General features: G+C 36.5%; 22 protein-coding genes. 6 read left to right on the forward strand and 16 right to left on the reverse strand.

The genetic code is table 11. The annotated features are described in order from the left end of the window. Positions 1 to 629: 629 nt before the first annotated feature. Both BCI01S_RS18715 and BCI01S_RS18720 read left to right on the forward strand, forming a co-directional pair. Positions 630 to 1,250, forward strand: a complete 621-nt coding sequence (locus tag BCI01S_RS18715) for a cupin domain-containing protein (RefSeq protein WP_061800649.1) — start codon at positions 630 to 632, stop codon at positions 1,248 to 1,250. 19 nt (positions 1,251 to 1,269) lie between these two features. Continuing rightward, positions 1,270 to 2,181, forward strand: coding sequence for an SDR family oxidoreductase (locus tag BCI01S_RS18720; protein WP_061800651.1), 912 nt, complete (start codon positions 1,270 to 1,272; stop codon positions 2,179 to 2,181). A 48-nt stretch (positions 2,182 to 2,229) separates the two neighbouring features. Here BCI01S_RS18720 and BCI01S_RS18725 read toward each other — a convergent pair whose 3' ends face one another. The 4 genes from BCI01S_RS18725 to ganS form a co-directional block, all read right to left on the reverse strand. Continuing rightward, positions 2,230 to 4,275, reverse strand: coding sequence for a beta-galactosidase (locus tag BCI01S_RS18725; protein ID WP_061800654.1), 2,046 nt, complete (start codon positions 4,273 to 4,275; stop codon positions 2,230 to 2,232). Between the two features lie 18 nt (positions 4,276 to 4,293). Then, entirely contained in the window at positions 4,294 to 5,154 is an 861-nt protein-coding gene (gene ganQ / locus BCI01S_RS18730) for a galactooligosaccharide ABC transporter permease GanQ (protein WP_047944009.1), read from the reverse strand. A gap of 1 nt (position 5,155) precedes the next feature. After that, positions 5,156 to 6,445, reverse strand: coding sequence for a sugar ABC transporter permease (locus tag BCI01S_RS18735; RefSeq protein ID WP_047944007.1), 1,290 nt, complete (start codon positions 6,443 to 6,445; stop codon positions 5,156 to 5,158). 73 nt (positions 6,446 to 6,518) lie between these two features. Then, entirely contained in the window at positions 6,519 to 7,787 is a 1,269-nt protein-coding gene (gene ganS / locus BCI01S_RS18740; protein WP_047944006.1) for a galactooligosaccharide ABC transporter substrate-binding protein GanS, read from the reverse strand. Positions 7,788 to 8,060: 273 nt separating this feature from the next. Between ganS and BCI01S_RS18745 the strand changes: the two genes are divergently transcribed. Both BCI01S_RS18745 and BCI01S_RS18750 read left to right on the forward strand, forming a co-directional pair. Beyond that, positions 8,061 to 9,050 carry a LacI family DNA-binding transcriptional regulator gene (locus BCI01S_RS18745; protein ID WP_061800656.1) on the forward strand — a complete coding sequence of 330 codons (990 nt, stop codon included), beginning with the start codon at positions 8,061 to 8,063 and terminating at the stop codon, positions 9,048 to 9,050. Between the two features lie 146 nt (positions 9,051 to 9,196). Next, the gene (locus tag BCI01S_RS18750) at positions 9,197 to 9,682 is read left to right on the forward strand and encodes a CBO0543 family protein (protein WP_047944002.1); all 486 of its coding nucleotides are present in this window, start codon (positions 9,197 to 9,199) and stop codon (positions 9,680 to 9,682) included. On the opposite strand, the gene BCI01S_RS18755 is transcribed toward BCI01S_RS18750, so the two are convergent. The 5 genes from BCI01S_RS18755 to BCI01S_RS18775 all read right to left on the reverse strand — a co-directional run bounded on the left by BCI01S_RS18755 (position 9,679) and on the right by BCI01S_RS18775 (position 12,904). Continuing rightward, positions 9,679 to 10,386, reverse strand: coding sequence for a YjjG family noncanonical pyrimidine nucleotidase (locus BCI01S_RS18755; RefSeq protein WP_061800743.1), 708 nt, complete (start codon positions 10,384 to 10,386; stop codon positions 9,679 to 9,681). The genes BCI01S_RS18750 and BCI01S_RS18755 overlap by 4 nt on opposite strands. 69 nt (positions 10,387 to 10,455) lie before the next feature. Continuing rightward, the gene (locus BCI01S_RS18760; protein ID WP_061800661.1) at positions 10,456 to 10,929 is read right to left on the reverse strand and encodes a DMT family transporter; all 474 of its coding nucleotides are present in this window, start codon (positions 10,927 to 10,929) and stop codon (positions 10,456 to 10,458) included. Positions 10,930 to 10,934: 5 nt separating this feature from the next. Continuing rightward, the gene (locus BCI01S_RS18765; RefSeq protein ID WP_061800662.1) at positions 10,935 to 11,648 is read right to left on the reverse strand and encodes a Crp/Fnr family transcriptional regulator; all 714 of its coding nucleotides are present in this window, start codon (positions 11,646 to 11,648) and stop codon (positions 10,935 to 10,937) included. A 12-nt stretch (positions 11,649 to 11,660) separates the two neighbouring features. Beyond that, positions 11,661 to 12,086, reverse strand: a complete 426-nt coding sequence (locus BCI01S_RS18770; RefSeq protein ID WP_047943997.1) for a DMT family transporter — start codon at positions 12,084 to 12,086, stop codon at positions 11,661 to 11,663. Positions 12,087 to 12,262: 176 nt separating this feature from the next. Continuing rightward, positions 12,263 to 12,904 (reverse strand): FMN-dependent NADH-azoreductase, encoded by a 642-nt coding sequence (locus BCI01S_RS18775; RefSeq protein WP_061800665.1) that lies wholly within the window; start codon positions 12,902 to 12,904, stop codon positions 12,263 to 12,265. A gap of 193 nt (positions 12,905 to 13,097) precedes the next feature. Here BCI01S_RS18775 and BCI01S_RS18780 point away from each other — a divergent pair, with 193 nt between their 5' ends. Beyond that, a complete protein-coding gene (locus BCI01S_RS18780; RefSeq protein WP_061800667.1) occupies positions 13,098 to 13,559 on the forward strand; it encodes a GNAT family N-acetyltransferase in 462 nt (153 codons plus the stop codon). A 105-nt stretch (positions 13,560 to 13,664) separates the two neighbouring features. Here BCI01S_RS18780 and BCI01S_RS18785 read toward each other — a convergent pair whose 3' ends face one another. The 7 genes from BCI01S_RS18785 to BCI01S_RS18815 all read right to left on the reverse strand — a co-directional run bounded on the left by BCI01S_RS18785 (position 13,665) and on the right by BCI01S_RS18815 (position 18,356). After that, complete coding sequence (locus BCI01S_RS18785) at positions 13,665 to 14,030, reverse strand: YybH family protein (RefSeq protein WP_061800669.1); 366 nt, start codon at positions 14,028 to 14,030, stop codon at positions 13,665 to 13,667. Positions 14,031 to 14,313: 283 nt separating this feature from the next. Further along, positions 14,314 to 15,234, reverse strand: coding sequence for an LCP family glycopolymer transferase (locus BCI01S_RS18790; protein ID WP_047943987.1), 921 nt, complete (start codon positions 15,232 to 15,234; stop codon positions 14,314 to 14,316). Positions 15,235 to 15,266: 32 nt separating this feature from the next. Next, on the reverse strand, positions 15,267 to 16,091 hold the full coding sequence (locus BCI01S_RS18795; protein WP_061800670.1) for a hypothetical protein: 825 nt from the start codon (positions 16,089 to 16,091) through the stop codon (positions 15,267 to 15,269). Continuing rightward, a complete protein-coding gene (locus BCI01S_RS18800; protein ID WP_082138416.1) occupies positions 16,084 to 16,656 on the reverse strand; it encodes a sigma-70 family RNA polymerase sigma factor in 573 nt (190 codons plus the stop codon). Before BCI01S_RS18800 ends, BCI01S_RS18795 begins: the two co-directional genes overlap by 8 nt. Positions 16,657 to 16,873: 217 nt before the next feature. Continuing rightward, positions 16,874 to 17,347 carry a GNAT family N-acetyltransferase gene (locus BCI01S_RS18805; protein WP_061800672.1) on the reverse strand — a complete coding sequence of 158 codons (474 nt, stop codon included), beginning with the start codon at positions 17,345 to 17,347 and terminating at the stop codon, positions 16,874 to 16,876. Between the two features lie 5 nt (positions 17,348 to 17,352). Next, complete coding sequence (locus BCI01S_RS18810; RefSeq protein WP_061800674.1) at positions 17,353 to 17,853, reverse strand: GNAT family N-acetyltransferase; 501 nt, start codon at positions 17,851 to 17,853, stop codon at positions 17,353 to 17,355. Then, entirely contained in the window at positions 17,850 to 18,356 is a 507-nt protein-coding gene (locus BCI01S_RS18815) for a GNAT family N-acetyltransferase (RefSeq protein WP_161798408.1), read from the reverse strand. Before BCI01S_RS18815 ends, BCI01S_RS18810 begins: the two co-directional genes overlap by 4 nt. A gap of 175 nt (positions 18,357 to 18,531) precedes the next feature. Here BCI01S_RS18815 and BCI01S_RS18820 point away from each other — a divergent pair, with 175 nt between their 5' ends. Then, positions 18,532 to 19,689: a class I SAM-dependent methyltransferase gene (locus BCI01S_RS18820; protein ID WP_016201418.1), complete on the forward strand. Its 1,158-nt coding sequence runs from the start codon at positions 18,532 to 18,534 to the stop codon at positions 19,687 to 19,689. Positions 19,690 to 19,695: the final 6 nt, after the last annotated feature.

Genomic DNA, 19,695 nt, shown 5'->3' on the forward strand with positions numbered 1-19,695 from the left:
AGAGTTTGGCTGATTCTACCTCCACTTTGGCTGATTTATCTGGAGTTTGGCTGATTCTATCTCCACTTTGGCTGATATATCTGGAGTTTGGCTGATTCCCTCTCCGCTTTGGCTGATATATCTGGAGTTTGGCTGATTTATCTGGAGTTTGGCTGATTCTACCTCCCTTTTGGCTGATATTTTCAGAGTTTGGCTGATTCTATCTCCACTTTGGCTGATATATTCGGAGTTTGGCTGATTCCCTCTCTACTTTGGCTGATATATTCAGAGTTTGGCTGATTCTACCTCCACTTTGGCTGATATATTCGGAGTTTGGCTGATTCCCTCTCCACTTTGCCCAATTTCCCCTTCACCTTGGCTGGTACACTCATAATTTCACCTATTCCCCTACTATTTTGACTAATATAATACTTATACTTTTACTGATTTCCCCACTATTTTAACTGTTATACCCAAAATTTTGCCGATTCTCCCACTTCGATTTCCGCCCTTCCCTATCCATATCAAGCCATTGCCTACTTTTCCTACAAACAAACTGATTTTCCCACTCATAGGCCAACCTAGTTTTGTATATATTTAAAGTTGTAAGCCATATAAATATTTCCATATGAAAAATAGGAGGCTACATCATGTCTGTTAATCCAGCTTCCCCTTCCTTTCAACTATTCGGGGATTCTACCCAGTCTGTTAATTATAAAAGGGATTCTTATAATTACATTACACAGTTATTTTCTGAACAATTGCCTGCGATACATACTGGGTTATTCAATGTCCATCTTAATCAAGGATTCATTGTTCAGCCACACTGGCACACAAATGTGAATGAACTTGTTTTTGTCGTTAGTGGGGAAGTTATGACCTCTGTCTTCAACCCCTTTACACAAAGCATCATGACTTATCATGTAAAACCCGGGCAAGCTTCCCAATTTCCAAAGGGGTGGTTCCACTGGATAGTAGCATTGCGAAACAATACTCATTTTCTTACTATTTTCGACCAGCCGCAACCTGATATCGTGTTTGGTTCTGATTTTCTACGTTTTTTGCCAAAGGAAATTGCTAACAGAGCTTATTGTGTAAACGAAGCCGCCTACGCACATGCCATTGCCCCCATTACCCAGTCTACTATTCTCGGGCCACCACCAGGATGTGACCAAACCGGAGGAGTCCTAAACTATCCATACCATGCCACTCAGCCTTCACCCACTATACATCCTTATCTCAATCTTTCCTCTCCTCCCCACGCTTATTAATCAGGAAAAGTAAGAAAGGATGGAGGTTATTACTGCGATAAAGAAACAACATTATGGTTCTGAAGTAAAATGTGAAGAAATTGAATGGACGTTTCCTCCTCAGCAGCAAACACGGCAGCCGGGGTTTGAATATTTGATGGATCCACTTCCAATTTTTGATAACCCTAAATATATCGGAACAGGTAAGTTAAAGGATCGTACAGCTATTATTACCGGCGGAGACAGCGGCATTGGCAGAGCCGTTGCCGTCGCTTTTGCGAAGGAAGGGGCGAACATTGTTATCTCTTATTTTGACGAGCATACAGATGCGGAAACAACAAAGCGAGTTGTCGAGCATTATGGTCGTTCCTGCTTACTAATTCCAGGAGACTTGCGAAGAAGAGAACATTGTGAATTCATTGTGCAAAAAACATTAGAAACGTTTGGGAAAATTGATATTTTGGTTAATAATGCAGCTGTACAATTTTTGCGAGAAGACTTAACTTCCATACCAGATGAACAATGGGAATTAACATTTGATGTAAATATCCATGCCTATTTCCACTTAACAAAGGCTGCCCTACCTTATTTGAAAGAAGGAGCCAGTATTGTTAATACGACCTCTTTGGTTGCCTATATTGGGGTAAGTGACTTGATTGATTATACGACGACTAAAGGTGCGATTGTTAGTTATATAAGAGCGCTAGCCAACAACCTTGTGCAAAAAGGTATCCGTGTGAACGCTGTTGCTCCTGGACCTTTCTGGACACCCATCCAGCCTGCTTCACAATCAGCTGAAAATATTGCTACATTAGGCTCAGATGTACCAATGAAGCGGGCGGGGCAGCCGTATGAAATTGCTCCAGTTTATGTGTTGCTTGCTTCTGATGATGGTTCTTATATGACAGGACAAACGATTCATGTAAATGGCGGTGCTATGGTTACGACTTAGAACAGCAAAAAAAGGACGATATCCGTCGTCCTCTTTTGTTATTCCTCATTATTTTTCTCTTTTTAACACCCTTACTTCATATGGCAAAAGTTCTATCTGTTCTTGCTTTATTTCTTGTGTAAGTAAATCGAAAAAGGATTCTTTTAACGTTACTGTTTGCTTTTGTTCTGTAAAATTCATGACAAATAAATAGTAGCACTCAGCCGAATCCCTTCTTTGGACGGAAACACCTTCTTTATGCAGAATTTCCCTTTCGCTGTCAAGATTACCTTCTTTTTGCAATTCCTCATAAAAATCATCTAAAAAGGCCTGTTCCGTTCTTGCCCCTATAAAATAGGCTTTTCCTTTCCCGTAGCAGTTTTCTACAACAGCAGGATTCCCTTGATAAAAGTCCTCCATATACGTCGCTAAAATATTCGCTTCTTTCCTTTCAAAAATGGTGCAATAATCTTTTATTTCATATTGCTTCCCGTTATAGGTAAGGGTATTTCTATCTTTTGGATAAAGAGTATCTGTTTCTTTTACATCAATGCCAAATATTCGTTTTAGCGTTGCCGGCCAACCTGATAAATGGGCAAGATCCGTTTCATTAACAAGGCCGCTAATATATGAACTTACAAGTGTTCCTCCATTTGCAACATAGTTTTCTAATTTAGAAATTGTATCAAGAGACATCATGTAGAGCATTGGAGCAATAACTAAATCATAGGAAGCAAGCTCTTGATTTAATGTAACTATATCGACACTAATATCCTTTTTCCAAAAACTTTGATAATGCTTTTGCAACGTTTGAGGATATTGCTTTGTTGAATCGGAGAATCCTTGTGCATCGTTTAACGCCCAGTTATTTTCCCAATCATATACAATTGCTACTCTTGCTTGTTTATGTGTTCCCTTTACTTCAGCAATCTTCTCTAGAGCTCCACCAACTGCTGAAACCTCTTGAAAGACTCGATTCGTTTCACTATTATCATGATCCACTACTGCCCCATGAAATTTCTCGGAGGATCCTCTTGATTTTCTCCATTGAAAATACAGAACACTGTCTGAACCATGTGCGATAAATTGCATGGAGGATAGCAAATGCATACCAGGTCTCTTCGTTTTATTCACATCATGCCAGTTGACGCCACTTGGTGTACTTTCCATAATGAGAAAAGGCTGTTGTTTTAAAGAGCGATACAAATCATTGATAAAACCAACTTTTGCAGCTAAGTCCTTTGTTTCCTCCCAATCATTGTGCCAAGCAGGATAGCAATCCCAACTAACAATATCCACATGCTTTGCAAACTCACTATAATTCAAACTTTGAAAGGGTATTAAATCATGCGTGTCTGCCATAAAGTTTGTTGTAATAGGGATAGATGGAGAGATTTCCCTTAATGGCACTATTTCATGCTTGTAAAAATCAATTGTTTGGTCAGTGACAAAACGTTTCCAATCTAAATTCAAACCATGAACCATACTTTCTCCAATGGAAGAAGGAGATTCAACTTCTGACCAATCTGTGATCGTATGACTCCAAAATGGTCCCCACCAAGCATGATTTAGTTTATCTAAGGTCCCATACTTCTTTTTCAGCCAATTACGGAAATTATCTTGGCAAAGTCCACAGTGACAATCGCCGCTATACTCATTGGAAATATGCCACATTAGTAACGCAGGATGATTTCCATAGCGCTCCGCTAGCTTTCTATTAATAATTGCTACTTTTTCACGATAGATAGGGGAAGAAAAACAATGATTATGGCGTCCCCCATGTAACATTTTCATGCGATTTTCGGTGGTTCTTAAGACTTCTGGATACTTCTTAGACATCCATGCTGGTCTAGCGCCACTTGGAGTAGCTAAGATAACTCTCCCGCCCATTTGATAAATGGCCTCTATTCTTTCATCGAGCCAGTCAAACTGGAATTCCCCTTCTGTTGGTTCAAGTGCACTCCATGCAAATACCCCTAAAGTGAACGTATTTGCTTTTGCTAATTTCATCAATCGTAAATCATCTTTCAATATTTCTGGATAATCGAGCCATTGATCTGGATTATAATCTCCACCATGCAATAAGCGATTATCTGCTACTGTTTTATCTGTCATCTTAATGCCCTCCGATTCTTATCCTTTTGTTCCTCCTGCTGTTAATCCAGATACGAAATGCTTCTGTAAAGCTACAAATACAATCGCAACCGGAATACTTATCAGAATAGCTCCAGCTGCAAAGGTGGTGTAGCTTGCTCCCATTTTGTCGCTGACTAATTTATACAAGCCTATCGGAAGTGTATAGTATTCTGGATTTCTCAATATAACCGATGATATCGCGAAGTCTCCCAGCGGAGCAGTGAATCCATTCATTGCAACTACCGCAAGCATCGGTCTAGATAAGGGCATGAGTATTCTCCAAAATATTCTGGTGTTGCTAGCTCCATCAATTTTCGCACTTTCATCCAGGTCAAGCGGTATAGAATCAATATATCCTTTCATTAAATACGTATTCATTGGGATTTGGCCACCAACATAAATAAATATTAAGAGCCAATGGCTATTGATTAACCCAAGCATTTGCGCCAAAACAAAGATTGCGATTAAAGCAGAAAACTGTGGAATCATTTGTAATAGCAAGAATAACATTAAACCATTTTTTCTCCCTTTAAACCGAAAACGAGAGAAAGCATATGCTGTATAAGAGACACATAGTATCGAAAACACCATTGTGAGAATACTAATCTTCATCGAATTCATATACCATTTTCCATAGTAAAGAGTACCTTCCTGTTGAAAAAGGTCTTTATAATGACCCACTGTTGGATTATCTGGGATAATACTCGTACTTACCAAGCTGTTACCCGGATTGAAGCTAGCACCAATCGTCCATACTAACGGATAAATAATAAGGGTACATACAATAAGCAAAAGGAGGTAAGTAAGTGTCATTCGAATAGTCCGCTGTTTTTTGATACTGACCGTTTTTTTGGCCATCTTATTTTACCTCCTTAAAAGAATTCGTTCTTCTGAATTGCCATAAAGCAATACTAATAACAAAAATACTAAGTAAAATCGTCAATGCAGCAGCAAGTGCATATTGACTGTTCTGCATAGTTAATTTATAAATCCAGGAAACTAAAATATCTGTACCACCGGCTGTTGATCCTGGCACAGCTGGTCCTCCCGCATTAAACAGATAGATAATGTTAAAGTTATTAAAATTAAACGTATATTGCGTAATAATAATAGGTGCCATTGAGTATAAAATAAGTGGCAGCGTAATATTTTTGAACTTTTGAATGGGGGAAGCTCCATCAATCGTTGCTGCTTCGTATAGATCATCGGAAATCGATTGAAGTACCCCGGTGGTGACAATGAATATATACGGAAACCCAAGCCATCCTTGTATAAGCAATAATGCCAATCGTGTCCAGTTTGGGCTTGTCAGCCAAGGAATACTATCTATCCCAAAAAAAGCTAAGATGGAAGTATTAATCGCCCCAAAGCTATCATTGAACATGCCTGCAAATACTAAAATTGTTACAAATCCAGGTACAGCCCACGGTAACACTAAAATAGTACGAAAGAATTTTTTAAAGCGTAATTCCTTCTGATGAACCACCACCGCTAAAAAAATCCCTATTGCCACTTGAAGCGTTGAGGCAATCAGTGTCCAAATTAAAGTCCATCCTAATACATCAAAAAAAGTAGCTCGCCATATATCGACGGTAAATATCTTCTTAAATGTCTCAAGTCCTACCCAATCCACTAAATTAGCAGGAGCGGAATGGTACAGGTCATAGTTAGTAAAGGCAAGTGCAAAACAAAATAGGATCGGAAAAATAACAGAGAAAATAAGTAAAAGGAAAGCTGGACTTGTAATGATATATGGATATCCTTCTGCTAAAAGAACCTGATACTGCTCTTTTATGGAGGGAATAGCAAATCCTTCTTCTCTTCTCTTTCCAATCGCATACGCATCTTTTATATTGAAGTAATAAAAAGCTAATCCGAAAAAAATAACAATTACAGCGATAATGCCCTCTGCAAGTAAGAAGATGGAATTATCTCGGGGCACTTGTTCCCCAAGCGTAACAATCCCCCATAGTCCCATATTAAATAAATCCTTAAAAACAACAATAAATGCGATAGAAAAGATAAGGAAGAATGCTCCCTTTCCCCATTGTTTATTATAGAACTGCCCTAAACCTGGAATGATTGATAATAATGCAGCCCTTTTCGCTGTCTTTGTATCTGTATCAACTGCCTTTGCTTGGAAGCTCATACTTAAACTTCACCTCTCTCCTTTTAAAAGGGACCAGTATTTTTTGGATACTGTGCCCCCTCCTTGTTCCTAGTTAGTTTCCACTATTAGCAGCAATGGAACCTTTGATTGTCTCGACCGCTGTTGACAGAGCCTCTTTTGGCTTCGCTTTTCCTGTTGCAATCGTTTGAAGTGCTGAGTCAATTGGCTGCCACACTGCATCCATTGCTGTAATGCCTGGTGTTAATTGTGAATATTGAGATTGATTCGCTACTGCCTTTGCATTTTCACTTTCTGTCACAGCTGGATCTTCTGCTAACGCCTTTACTGCTGGAACTTCTTTCGTAATTTCATAGCGTGTTTTCGAATTCTCTTCATTTGCTAAAAATCCAACTAATTTTTCTGCTAGTTCTGCATTTTTACTATAAGTGCTTACGTTATAGCTTTTCACCCCGATGAAGGATCCCATATGTTCTCCATTTGCTAACATCGGGAGCTCTGCTACTCCATAATTGACGCCTGCTTTCGCATACGGCTCTAAATTCCACGGTCCAGAAATAACCGCAGCGGCTTTCCCTTCTGTAAATAGAGAATCCAGAACATTTATCCCTTGCTCGCCAATAATTCCGGATGGGAACAATCCATCTTTATAAAATTTAGAAATATACTCTGCTCCTTCAATGGCTCCTTCATTTGCTAAACCAATATCCTCTGGATTGTATGCTCCAGAACTGTCCTGCCCGAATACATAACCTCCATATCCACTTAGAACACCATTTGCATAGTATATTTGATCCCATAAAGCCAATAAGCCATAATTTCCATCCTTGGTTACCCCTTTAGAGAACTCATACCATTCCTCTGTTGTTTTCGGCAATTGGTCTTCACTTACTAAGTCCTTGTTATAGTATAAAATGGTCGTTTCCACGGCTTTAGGAAGCCCATATACTTTGCCATCAACCATTTGGGATTCCATCGCTGCCTCTGTATACATTGACTTTTGCGTATCATCAACTGTGATTTCCTTTAAAATCCCCTCTGTTACAGCCGTTCCAATCTGATCTGCGGGAATTGTGATAACATCAGCTCCTGTACCTGCTGGTCCGTCTAATCGCAAATCTTCTAATTGATCTGCATAAGCTTTCTCTTCAACTTTAATTTTCACGTTATTTTCTTCTTCAAATTTTTTAATTGCATCTGCAATTCCTTCCGACTTGCTTTGATCTTCCCATACAAGGAGATCATAGCCATTGTTATTTTTCTTTGAAGATGTATCGCTATTTGCCTCATCTGATGGTCCACAACCTGCTAACGCTAAAGCTAAAGAACTACTCAAAAGTATTGCGGTAAGCCTCTTTTTCATCTTTTTTCCACCCTTTGCTTTTTCTATTGTCTGAAAACGTTTTCTAACAAAAGAATACTATACAAAGAATTTTTTGTAAATATATTTAGTAATATATTTTATTAAAAAAGAAAAATACAATACTTAATAAATTTAATAATATAATAAATACTAATAAAAATATTTACTTATTAAGAATAACATCAGGAAAATAATTTACTAAAAAACATTACTAATTTATAAACAAATCGCTTATAATGTATGTATTGAGAACAGTGCTTTTAGGAGGTTTACATGGTCACCATAAAAGATATTGCAAAAAAGGCAGGTTTTTCACCATCTACCGTTTCGAGATTATTAAATAATGATTCAACACTCTCCATTTCTCCAGAAACCAAGAAGAGAATTTTAGATACAGCATTTGAGTTAGGATATGAAAGAAAAAGTATTCAACCACTTATTGAAAAGGTTGCACTTCTTTACTGGATTACGGATAAAGAAGAGCTGGAGGATGTTTATTTTAAACAAATGCGATTAGAACTTGAAAAAAATGCTATTAACCATAATATTGAATTGCATCTATACAAACATGAAGACGGTATAAATAGTATCCCCCATGATATTTCTGGCTTTATTGCAGTTGGTGCCTTTTCGATGGAAGAAATTCAAAAACTAAGAAAGAAAACGAAAAAAGGGGTTTTCATTGATACTAATCCTGTCCCTGACCTATATGATGCTGTATTACCGGATACTATAAGAATCACCAAAAAGGCAATCGATTACTTCATTGAAAATGGACATCAAAAAATTGGGTTTATTGGTGGAACCTATCATAATCCAGATACGAATGAAGATGAAATGGATATTCGCGAAATCACGTTTCGTGCACATATGCAGAATATAGGATTGCTCGATGAAAGATATATATTTGGCGAAAGGCATTTTTCCGTAAATGATGGCTATACCGTTACAAAGAAAGCAATTGACTGCTTAAAAGAAGAATTGCCGACTGCCTTCTTTATTGCCTCTGATCCAATTGCAGTCGGAAGTCTTCAAGCTTTTAATGAATATAATATTTCGATTCCAAATAGAGTTAGTATTATAAGCGTCAATAATATAAGTGTGGCGAAATATGTATCACCTCCCTTAACAACCTTTCATATTGATATACCGGAACTATGCAAGACGGGTGTTTCTTTACTTCTCGAGCAAATTCTAGATCAAAGACAAATTCCAAAAACTGTTTTACTGCAGTCAGAATTAATTAAACGGAAAAGCACATGATTAAAAAAGCAACGGGGTTTCATTGTCACAAAAAAAGCATCCAAACAGATGCTTTTTTTTCATACTTTCTTCGTATTGGGGGAATATAAAAAAATCCTGTGATAACTTAGAGAAAGGATAATCGTAACTAGACGGGTGATTATTTAGTGGAACGGAAAATATTAAGATTCCTCCTATTTTTAGGAATTGGACTTTTACCAATTATCTTTAGAAAAAAACAAGCAAAGGATTGGTTTCTTGTTTTCTTTTTAAAAGGGTATCTGTCTAGTTTTATTGACGGTATTGTTACTTCGAAAAAACGCCTTAGTTTCCCTGTTCGATTTTTACCAAAGCATTTTAAAATAAATGTGTTATTTGATTATTTACTATTTCCAATCACCTGTGTTGTTTATAATCAAATAAGCTATCATTCCAAACTACCGGGAATTATTCTCAAAGCACTTTGTTTTAGTATCCCGATGACGATTGTAGAAATTCTGTTCGAAAAATACACAAAGTTAATCTCCTATAAGAAGGGCTGGAATTGGTATGATACATTGCTAACCGAAACTTGTACCTTCTTAATTTCCAGAACTTGTATTGGACTTATCCGAAAATTAGACAAAGAAGATAAAAAACAATCGATCCATTAAGGGTTCGATTGTTCTTCTTGGTCTAGAAGAATAAGCAATTCTTCTAGTTTGGCTATTTCATATGTTGGCTGGACTTCTAATTCCTTTTTCTTTTTTAATGGATTAAACCAGCATGTATCAATTCCTGCATTGCAGCCGCCTTGTATATCGGCGCTTAGCGAATCGCCAATAATTAAAGTTGTCTCTTTGTTGATTTGCGGGATTCGTTCAAAGCAATAATCAAAGAACTCCTTCATCGGCTTTTGATAGCCAGTATCTTCTGAGACAAATATAGCTTTAAAGAATGGGTAAAGACCTGAGGATTTTAACCGCTTTTCTTGGATTTTTGATATTCCATTGGTCACAATATATAAATCAAAACGATTGGAAATCCTTTGTATTAAATCAAGTGCTCCATCTAGCAGCTGATTTCCTTCTCCTAAATACTTGCGGTAGCTTTGCTGTAATACAACACCATCTACTTTTATGCCCAATGTGTCAAAGAAGAGGGTAAATCTTGTATTGACGACCTCATCGCGCGTTATTTTTCCTTCTTCAAAGGCTTTCCAAAGATCTTTATTGAGCTCTTGATATTGCTTTTTCCATTCATCTCTGTAGGAAACTCCTTGCTCTTGCAGCAATAATCGAAAGGCGTGATCCTCTGCAGCTGCAAAGTCTAGTAAAGTATCGTCCACATCAAAAAGCAATGTTTGATAATACTTCATGCTCCCAGCGTTTTTGCTGATTGTTTCTTCCTTATTATTCAGTAATCCTTGCATGTAAACTCACTCCTATTATTTCAGCAGTTCTTTCACTGGCTGTTTCTTCTCTGATGCACCACCCATTTTGAACACGAGAATTCCACCGATAATAACTAATACTCCTATTAATTGCTTGAAAGTAAACGGAACCTGATCTAATCCCAATAAACCGAAGGAATCAAATAGCAAGGCAAAAACAAGCTGAGAAGACAAAGAAATCGACACAGCATATGTTGCTCCCAAATGCTTAATCCCCTTTGTCATGCATACAACAACACCGACACCAATAATTCCGCTGAACCAATACCATGTGTGCATATTTTCTAAGTGAAAAAGGCCTGTACCTTCTGAAATAATACCCAAAGTAAAGGAGGCAATAAAGCCTAACGCTAACACTAGAGTCGTCGTTGCCCAAAGACCAGCCTTCTGATTTACTCGATTATTAAATATATTCTGCACCCCAACGAGACTCCCGCTAATAAATGCAATCAGTAATCCATATATCATGTTTTTTATTCACCTGCCCCTTCTTCGTAAATACTTTTACCAGCTAAATTCAATAAACCATCGCGGTTTTTCACCATAATAAACCCCTTTTTCCGTTCAATCAATCCATCCTGACAGAATTGCTGTATTACCCTATTTAAATGACGATAGCTAGTGCCAATTAGATTGGCTGTATCCTTAAGATTAATTTCATTACCATCCGTATTGTATAAAGGATCCTCCTTATCAAAAGAAACAGATACTAAATAACTAGCCAGTCTCACTTCCACTGGGTAAAATAAATTGAAACGCATCGAACTAGATTTTATATAGAATTTTTTCGTAATAACATCCAATAGAAACTGCAAGAAAGGGGCATAATCATTCGCATATTGCTTTAAATATCGTTTATGTACACCAATGACCACCCCATCTGTGATAGCTTCCACCGTGTTCAAACTATCTGTATTCCTTACATATTCAACGTCCCCAACCATTTCAATTGGTGTTTTAAAGGATAGAATTAACGTTTTTCCTTCTGCTGTTGTCGTATATATTTTCACCTTGCCATCTACCAAAATGTAAAGATATTCCGCTGCCTGTCCTTGCGTACAAATAAATTCCCCTTGATTAAAAGCATAAAGATGTAAATGGTCTTTCAACTTTTTCGGAAAGATTGCTTCTAATTGAAACTTGCGAATATATTTTTCTATCTGCTCTAGATTTCCCATTTCTTTCACGGATGGTTCTCCTTACATTTTTAATAAAAGAACACCTATTATCATCATACCAATTCCAATAAACTGCGGAGCTCTCATTTGCTGCTTTTCCAGTCCAAACCAGCCATTGCTATCTATTAGAAAGGTTATAAATAACTGGGCAATCAAAGCAGTTGAGATTGTTAACGTTGCCCCCACTAAATGCATGGCGGTAATCGTGCTGAAAATAACAACCGAAGCAAACGAACCTCCCGCCAAATATAATGGCTTTACTTGTTTATATTTTGAAAATGCTTCTTCCTTTACGATTAATAAGATTAGAAATGCAAGTACAAAACCAGTAAATTGTGTAATGGTAGCTGCCTGCCAAGAACCAATATCCTGACTAATTTTTGCATTTGCCACTCCTTGAAGGGTAATGAATGCCCCACCCATTAGTGCAAATAAAATACCTCTCATTTGTTCGACCCCTTGTTGTTTGATTTCCTTTTTAAAGATAATCGATTTCTAAAAATAGGAAAAGGACATATGTCCTAAACATTCCTTCTCCTAGTATAATCTTTTTTCCATAAAAAAACTCCGTCTGAAAACTTAATTTCAAACGGAGTTTATCTATTTAACTAGTTAAATATTTATTAAACAGTTTGTGCTGCTAATTTCTTTCCAGCAGCAGCAACTTTTTGTAATCCTTCTTCAATGATAGAAGCAGCTTTATCAGGCATTGCGTTATGACCTTCGATAATAACTTCATCAATGATTTCCATACCAAATACGCCACCAAATACAGCACGCATATAGTTAACAGCCATTTCAGAAGAAGCAGCTTCTGGAGTAGAATAAACGCCGCCACGAGCATTTAAAAGGATTGCTTTCTTATCTGTCATTAATTGAATCATGTTACCTTCTGCATCAAATTTAAAGGCAAAGCCTGCAGCATATACATAATCAATAAATGTTTGTAATTTAGCTGGAATAGTTAAGTTCCAAAGTGGGAATGCGAACACTACTACATCAGCAGCTGTTAAAGCATCCATCGCTTTTTGCTTTGCAGCTAATAAGCGTTGCTCTATATCTGTTAATTCTTCTCCGCTTTGTACTTTACCGAAAGCATCAAATAATTCTTGACCAAAATAAGGAGTATCTTCTGCATAGACATCATATACATTCACATTAAGGTTTTCAGCACCCTTAACAGATTCCATAAATGTTTCATACATTTTGCTTGATACAGCTTCAGCTGCCGGACGATTGTTTGCTTTTACTACTAATACATTCATTTATTTCATTTTCCTTTCCCTTATACAAATTTAAATCTATGTGAACATCATAACAAAAAAAATGGTTCAAAGGCAAATATTTTTAATTAAAGATATTTAATTAAATATTTCCAATCAAAATGCAAATAAGCTATTCCACTTGAATCAGGAAATTAGTAGAATAGTAGGTAAAACAATGAAAAGGATGATGAGGATGCACATTATAATCGACCCTGTTACATCAAAAGAAATCATTGCTTTATTAGAGGATCATTTACATAGCATGACCCTCCACTCCCCTCCTGAGAGCATTCATGCATTAGATGTGGAAGGATTAAGAAAACCAGATGTAACCTTTTGGAGTGCATGGGAGGATGGAGAGCTAACTGGCTGCGGTGCATTAAAAGAGCTAGATAACAAGCATGGAGAAATAAAGTCTATGAAAACCTCCCCTCATCATTTACGAAAAGGAGTAGCAAGAAAATTGCTCCTCCATATTATCGCAGAAGCCAAAAATCGTGGCTATAGCCGATTAAGTTTAGAGACAGGTTCCATGGATGCTTTTCTACCAGCCAAAAAACTATATGAAAGCTTAGGATTTGAGTATTGCGGCCCATTTTCGGATTATACCGAAGATCCGAATAGTGTTTTTATGACGTTAGCATTAGAAAAATAAAATTTTAAATATTCATTCGATTATACTGCAGCCTATTCCGTTTCCACTAATTCACAATGAATAATTGGAAACGGACTTTGGCCTTTATCTTCCTTTTAATCAGTATTACAAGCTGCTCAAATGCTCATGAATAATCTTCCAATTTCCATCTGTATCTTTTACGAACACATTCGTTGCTCGTCCACTGCCTTTTATAAATTCGCCTTTATAATATCCTTCATAATGATAATGATAGACGCATGTTGCTGTGTCATTTCCCATACCTAGCCACTGTATGTCTGCAGCTGAATACTTTTCTTCCTTAATAGTGTCCCACGCATTCTCAAAATAATTTTTTATCTCCTCTTTACTTCTGCATGTTTGATCTGAGAACCAATAGATCGCTTGTGGGTGCAGCAGCCGTTCTACATTTTCGAAGTCATGCGTATTTGTCGCATCAATATATTGCTCTAATAGATTAATTGGACCCATATAAAATAACCTTCTTCCCCATTTTATTTAGATATAGCTTATTATAATATGTTTGCATAGAACGAGAACCGATTTGATAAAAATAATGGCTAGTCGTTTTCTATTGGCTTTTACTGGCTCTTGATATACCTGCTATCTTTCTCTCATTCGGGATTAGCTGGCAGTTGGAGTCTTACCGTCCGTTAAGAGCAGAATCAACCTTCCTACTTTTCCACCAGAATCATAATGTAGATGGATACTTGCTTTATTTTCACAGTCGAACGCATATTTAATTCTTCTCGTCTCAGTCTAAAAGATTATTCGCAAGCATTTCCTTAACATGATTTCTTTCCGCTTCATTTACCACGAAGAAATACTTACCATCTATATAAGCATCCTCACCTTTTACTTCATATTGTTCCATACTATTTCTAGTATTCTTATAACTTCTTTCAATAGATACCATCTCATTCAAGGGAATGTTAGTCTTCACATTTTCACCTAAAGTCTCTAATATATCCTTAAATTTAGTAACTGAGGAGATACTAGTTCCTTTATCAATAATCGCTGCTATCACCTTTCTTTGTCTTTCATTCCTGCCAAAATCTCCTCTAGGGTCCAGTTTTCTCATTCTCACATAACCTAATGCCTGCTCCCCATCTAAATCTATATTTCCTAATTGATAATGATATCCTTTCTTGTAGTACCCTTCATCAAGCCATTCAATTTCATTATCTACGGTTATGCCACCTAAAGCATCGACCATCCCACTTAGTGCTTCCATATTAATTTTTATATAATAGTCCAATTTTTGCCCAGTAAATCCCTCTACTGTATCTAATACCATCTTCACTCCCCCTAACGCATAAGCGGAGTTAATTCTAGTAATCGCCCCGTTTCCGACTATTTCTGCTCTTGTATCTCTCGGTATACTTATCATTTGTAATTTTTCCTTCACCGGATTTAACGTCATAACAATCAAGGCATCAGTTCTCCCCACATCGTTCTTCCGCTCATCCACTCCCATTAATAAAATGGAGATAGGCTTTTTATTTTTGACATTTTCACTTCTTAGCTTACTTTCCGTTTTTGTTTCTCCATCAATAGGTTCGTAAACCTTATCTACTGTATTATCTATCGTTTTATACAAGTAAAATACAAAACTACATATGCTAATAAAAATAATAGATAATATACTTATAGTAATTTTCTTATGTTTTTTCATGGTTATCTCTCTTTCTTTTTATTACTCCTTATTTAAAAAAGTTGGAATATATCATCCGGAACTTCCTTATTTATCCATATATCAATTGTGTCTATTATTACTTTGCTCATGCCATTTTGATCATATAAAGCTAAATACAAAATAATACCTGTTTCCTTATCTACTGTCAGAGCAAAAGCATCTTTCTTGGGAAAATGAGTATTATCCGGCTGCTTACCTTCAATCTGATAGAGCACTCTCCCAAACCGCTCAACTTCCTTGTATTTCCAATTATTATAATTTTCAAGAAGTGAAATATACTTTCTGCCTTCAAAAATGGAACCTAAATATCCTGATTCTATAAATTCCTGTTTTGTTAATTTTTTTTCATCAGAAACGCCTATTGTGGAATTTTTATAGATTAGCTTTCCATCTTTCCATAATATATTTATTGTTTGATAACCATCTTCGGTCCATACTTTCTCGCTGGATTTATATAGTTCTTTGTCTAGATTTAATGTAAAAGTTATAGTATTAGCTTTATCTCCATCTCTCATTCTATTCTCGAATTGGCCAACAACAGTATGCACAGGCTTAAATGTTTGGGATAATCTTTCAACAATTTCCTTTTTATCTCGATATTGTGCTGAAACACTCTGATTTATCATAAGACTTTTTATACCAATAAAAAAAAGGATAATCATGACTACACTAATTGTTGCCGGAATATATTTATGAACAAACCATGGGCTTTTTCTTTTCTTTCCAGAATAATTAATCTGCTTCAATATCCTTTGCTTCTGTTCCTCAGAAAAATTTATTTCCTTTAATATCGTTCCATTCATTTTCTCATCTAAATTTTTTAGTTTTTCATCCATTGCCATCTCCTCCATCAAGCAGTTTTTTTAGCTTCTGACGTGCACGATGCATCCTGGACTTTACCGTATTCTCATTCAATTCTAGTAATTCTGCTATTTCGTATTGGGATAAACCTTCATAATAATACAGGATAATCACTTCTCGAAGTGGGACAGATAAAGAAATGACTTGCTCGGAGATGTAACGATTCTCCTCATTTAAAAGAATTTGTGATTCTACAGATTGTTCTTTACTATCTCTTTTAAAAGAAAGAAAGTCTGCAAAAAGGATATTTTTATAAGACCAACTTTTTAATACATCTTTACAGCGATTTACCGTAATGCGGTATACCCAAGTCTTATAGGATGCCTCGTTTCGGAAATCATCGATATTTTCATAACATTTTATAAATACATCCTGGGCAATATCCTCTGCCATTTGTTTATGGCGAACATAAGTATATGCTAATCGGACAACACTTTTTCCGTACTCATCCATTAACCAAATAAGGCGTTCTTCCTTTTCAAGAGGATCGGCAGAGCTCATTTGTTCTCTCTGATGCATATTGTGCTTTTTCTCAAGCATCTAAAACCTCCTCCTTTTTCCTATTACGTTTAGACGACACAAACCTCCTTTAGGTTCTGTTTTTTTAATATTTTCTTTTAATATGGTAAGAGGCTTTCTTTAGCGATTTATTGTATTTACAACCCAACTAAAAAAATCCAAGAAAGCATCTATTACTTTCTCGGATTACAATTAGATTTTCCTACTATTTCAGATTATTCTTTTGAAATAATCTTACTTACACTTTTCTGCTGAGAATAATTTGTTCTCCTTTTGGCCCCATTACCCTTCTTCCTGTATCAGCAAATCCTGCTTTCTGATAAACATATTGCGCTCTAGTATTTTTCACATTCACAGCCAAGATTGCTTCTTTTTTTGCAGGAAAATGCTTTTTCACAAAGGGGATTAATTGTTCCATTGATTCCCTGCCTATTCCTTGCCCCTGAAATGAATGCTGGATAGAATAAGCTCGCATAAGAATAGCTTCTTTATTGTCACTATACGCTTTTACTCCCTCCCATCCATGAAGGACAAAAAAGCCCGCAACCATCCCATCATTTAAGATAACAATAGGGTGACGATCCTCTTCCATTAAACATTTCTCTAAAGCATCAAGCGGCGTACTTGTATAATATAGCTGTTCATCTGACAAAAGATATTCTTCTAATTGCTGCTTATATTTTTCTTCATAAACTTCCAATGATATAGACACTATCTTCACCTTTCATTCACTTTGGTTGTTAATAGATTTTTTATGAGCACCACTTCATCTCTAATAGGAATACCATCGTTTCCGAGGAAGGGGATTTCTGGTTTAATTTTTCTAGCTTCTTTTACTGCGTCTAAGAGCAATTCTGCTAAACAATAGCCCCTTTTTTGGTAAAACTTTAAAGCTAGTAAATTATCATTTGTTGTAACTATTTTGACCTGATCACATAGGACTTGTTTGGCTGTTTGTTCAACAGTATGTAAAAGCTTTGTCCCAACACCCTTTCCTTCTTCGATACTGTCTAAAGAGATAACTTCACACTCCGTATCTCTTAAAATATAGGTTATTAAACCAATCATTTCCCCTTCTTTATTCCAGGCAATAAATCCATCTAAAGCACTGCAATCATAGATACCTGTAGAAAGTACCATTTCAGGGCTTCCCCAATGAGATTGGAAAAATAATTTTACTTTTTCACGGTTGGTTTCAGTAATGGCGGTAATATTCATATCAATTCCTTCTCCATACAAAGATATTTTTGATGCCCAATAGGCTTAGAGGCAAAGAAAACTTCCCCTTTTTCTATATAACTATGCTTTTTATATAACTTTAAAGCTTGAGGGTTTCCTGAAAATACATCTAATCGGATGCTATCATATCCTTTGGCAAGAGCATATTCCTCCATATGCTGGACCATGATTGCTCCTATCCCTTTTCCTTGGTAACGGGGATTAAGCATAAGAGAGTGAATAATCAAAGGATTATTTCCATTCCATGGAATGGACTGCCATTCCTCTGTTTGCCATTCATTTAATACCACATGTCCCACTATCTTATCCTCTTCTAATAAAACGAATAGCATCTTATTTTCGATACAGTCTTGAAAATAGCCTCTATTCGGATAATGATCATCCCATTGGAAAATATCATGCTTAATTAGATTTTCTCTGCATTTGATATAGATATCATTAACTTCTTCAAGCATCTTGGCGCTTGCTGTTATAAATTGCAATTTCATTCCACCTCTTTCCTCTCATGATGTTTGTCTCTATTTTATCATTCTCATTCTTGTAGATGGATAATTTTTTTCCTAAAGTATCCATTTTCTCGTTTGAGCATATCGAACACATATTTCATGGAATAGAGGTAAAATTATACATATAACATAAGAGTAAGGGGTGAATGGTGTGTTCGAGAAATCTATATATAAAACTATTCTAAGCAATTCCTTCACCATTCCAGTGAAGGTTACTTATTGGGATGGAAAATCAGCTGTTTATGGTAACGGCGATCCTGCAATAGAGCTTATTTTTAGGAAACCTATTCGTATTAAAGACATTCACAATAACGCGTCATTAGCTTTAGGAGAGGCTTACATGGACGGGAAGATTGAAATAAAGGGAAGTATCGAGGATTTAATTGCGTCTGCCTATGAAAATGCATCTAGCTTTATGCAAAATAATAAGTTTAGGAAATTTGTTCCCAAACAATCTCATACGAAAGCGCGAAGTAAAGAAGATATCCAAAATCATTACGATATCGGCAATGACTTTTATAAACTATGGCTAGACCGTTCCATGACTTATTCCTGTGCCTATTTCAAAAACCCAGAAGACACATTAGAAACCGCACAGCAAAATAAGGTGGATCATATTTTAAAAAAATTAAATCTATCTCCGGGCCAGCATCTATTAGACATTGGCTGCGGATGGGGGAATCTTATTTTTACTGCGGTAAAAGATTATCAGGTGAAGGCAACCGGCATTACTTTGAGCCAAGAACAGTATAATTATGTTACCCAATTAGCTAAGGAAAAAGGATTATCGGAAAGCATAACCGTCTATTTAATGGATTATCGGGATTTAAAGGATAGGACCTTTGACCGCATCACTAGTGTTGGGATGTTTGAACATGTAGGCAAAGAAAATCTCCAAGCCTATTTCCACCAGGTACACCAATTGCTAAAAGACGATGGGGCAGCCTTAATTCATGGAATTTCACGCCAGCAAGGTGGCGCGACTAATGCTTGGATCAATAAATATATTTTTCCTGGAGGCTATATTCCTGGGGTTGCGGAGCTAGTCAGCCATATGACAGCTGAAAATCTGCAATTAGTAGACTTAGAAAGCCTTCGTCGCCATTATCAAAAAACATTAGAAATATGGCATGCTAACTTTATCGCTAACCTAGAGGAAATCAGGAAAACAAAGGATGAACGCTTTATCCGCATGTGGGACTTGTATTTGCAAGCTTGTGCCGCTTCCTTTAAAGCCAGCAACATTGATGTTATTCAATATTTATTGGTTAAGAAAAGCAGTAATTCGTTACCAATGACGAGAGGATAAAGAATC

Source organism: Niallia circulans NBRC 13626 (assembly GCF_001591585.1).
In the GTDB taxonomy this organism is placed as follows: domain Bacteria; phylum Bacillota; class Bacilli; order Bacillales; family Cytobacillaceae; genus Niallia; species Niallia circulans.

Excerpts from the sequence above, each read along its gene's own strand:
- BCI01S_RS18715 (WP_061800649.1), top strand. The coding sequence starts at position 630 with ATGTCTGTTAATCCAGCTTCCCCTTCCTTTCAACTATTCGGGGATTCT.
- BCI01S_RS18720 (WP_061800651.1), top strand. The coding sequence starts at position 1,270 with ATGGAGGTTATTACTGCGATAAAGAAACAACATTATGGTTCTGAAGTA.
- BCI01S_RS18725 (WP_061800654.1), bottom strand. The coding sequence starts at position 4,275 with ATGACAGATAAAACAGTAGCAGATAATCGCTTATTGCATGGTGGAGAT.
- ganQ (WP_047944009.1), bottom strand. The coding sequence starts at position 5,154 with ATGGCCAAAAAAACGGTCAGTATCAAAAAACAGCGGACTATTCGAATG.
- BCI01S_RS18735 (WP_047944007.1), bottom strand. The coding sequence starts at position 6,445 with ATGAGCTTCCAAGCAAAGGCAGTTGATACAGATACAAAGACAGCGAAA.
- ganS (WP_047944006.1), bottom strand. The coding sequence starts at position 7,787 with ATGAAAAAGAGGCTTACCGCAATACTTTTGAGTAGTTCTTTAGCTTTA.
- BCI01S_RS18745 (WP_061800656.1), top strand. The coding sequence starts at position 8,061 with ATGGTCACCATAAAAGATATTGCAAAAAAGGCAGGTTTTTCACCATCT.
- BCI01S_RS18755 (WP_061800743.1), bottom strand. The coding sequence starts at position 10,386 with ATGAAGTATTATCAAACATTGCTTTTTGATGTGGACGATACTTTACTA.
- BCI01S_RS18760 (WP_061800661.1), bottom strand. The coding sequence starts at position 10,929 with ATGATATATGGATTACTGATTGCATTTATTAGCGGGAGTCTCGTTGGG.
- BCI01S_RS18770 (WP_047943997.1), bottom strand. The coding sequence starts at position 12,086 with ATGAGAGGTATTTTATTTGCACTAATGGGTGGGGCATTCATTACCCTT.
- BCI01S_RS18775 (WP_061800665.1), bottom strand. The coding sequence starts at position 12,904 with ATGAATGTATTAGTAGTAAAAGCAAACAATCGTCCGGCAGCTGAAGCT.
- BCI01S_RS18780 (WP_061800667.1), top strand. The coding sequence starts at position 13,098 with ATGCACATTATAATCGACCCTGTTACATCAAAAGAAATCATTGCTTTA.
- BCI01S_RS18785 (WP_061800669.1), bottom strand. The coding sequence starts at position 14,030 with ATGGGTCCAATTAATCTATTAGAGCAATATATTGATGCGACAAATACG.
- BCI01S_RS18790 (WP_047943987.1), bottom strand. The coding sequence starts at position 15,234 with ATGAAAAAACATAAGAAAATTACTATAAGTATATTATCTATTATTTTT.
- BCI01S_RS18795 (WP_061800670.1), bottom strand. The coding sequence starts at position 16,091 with ATGGATGAAAAACTAAAAAATTTAGATGAGAAAATGAATGGAACGATA.
- BCI01S_RS18800 (WP_082138416.1), bottom strand. The coding sequence starts at position 16,656 with ATGCTTGAGAAAAAGCACAATATGCATCAGAGAGAACAAATGAGCTCT.
- BCI01S_RS18810 (WP_061800674.1), bottom strand. The coding sequence starts at position 17,853 with ATGAATATTACCGCCATTACTGAAACCAACCGTGAAAAAGTAAAATTA.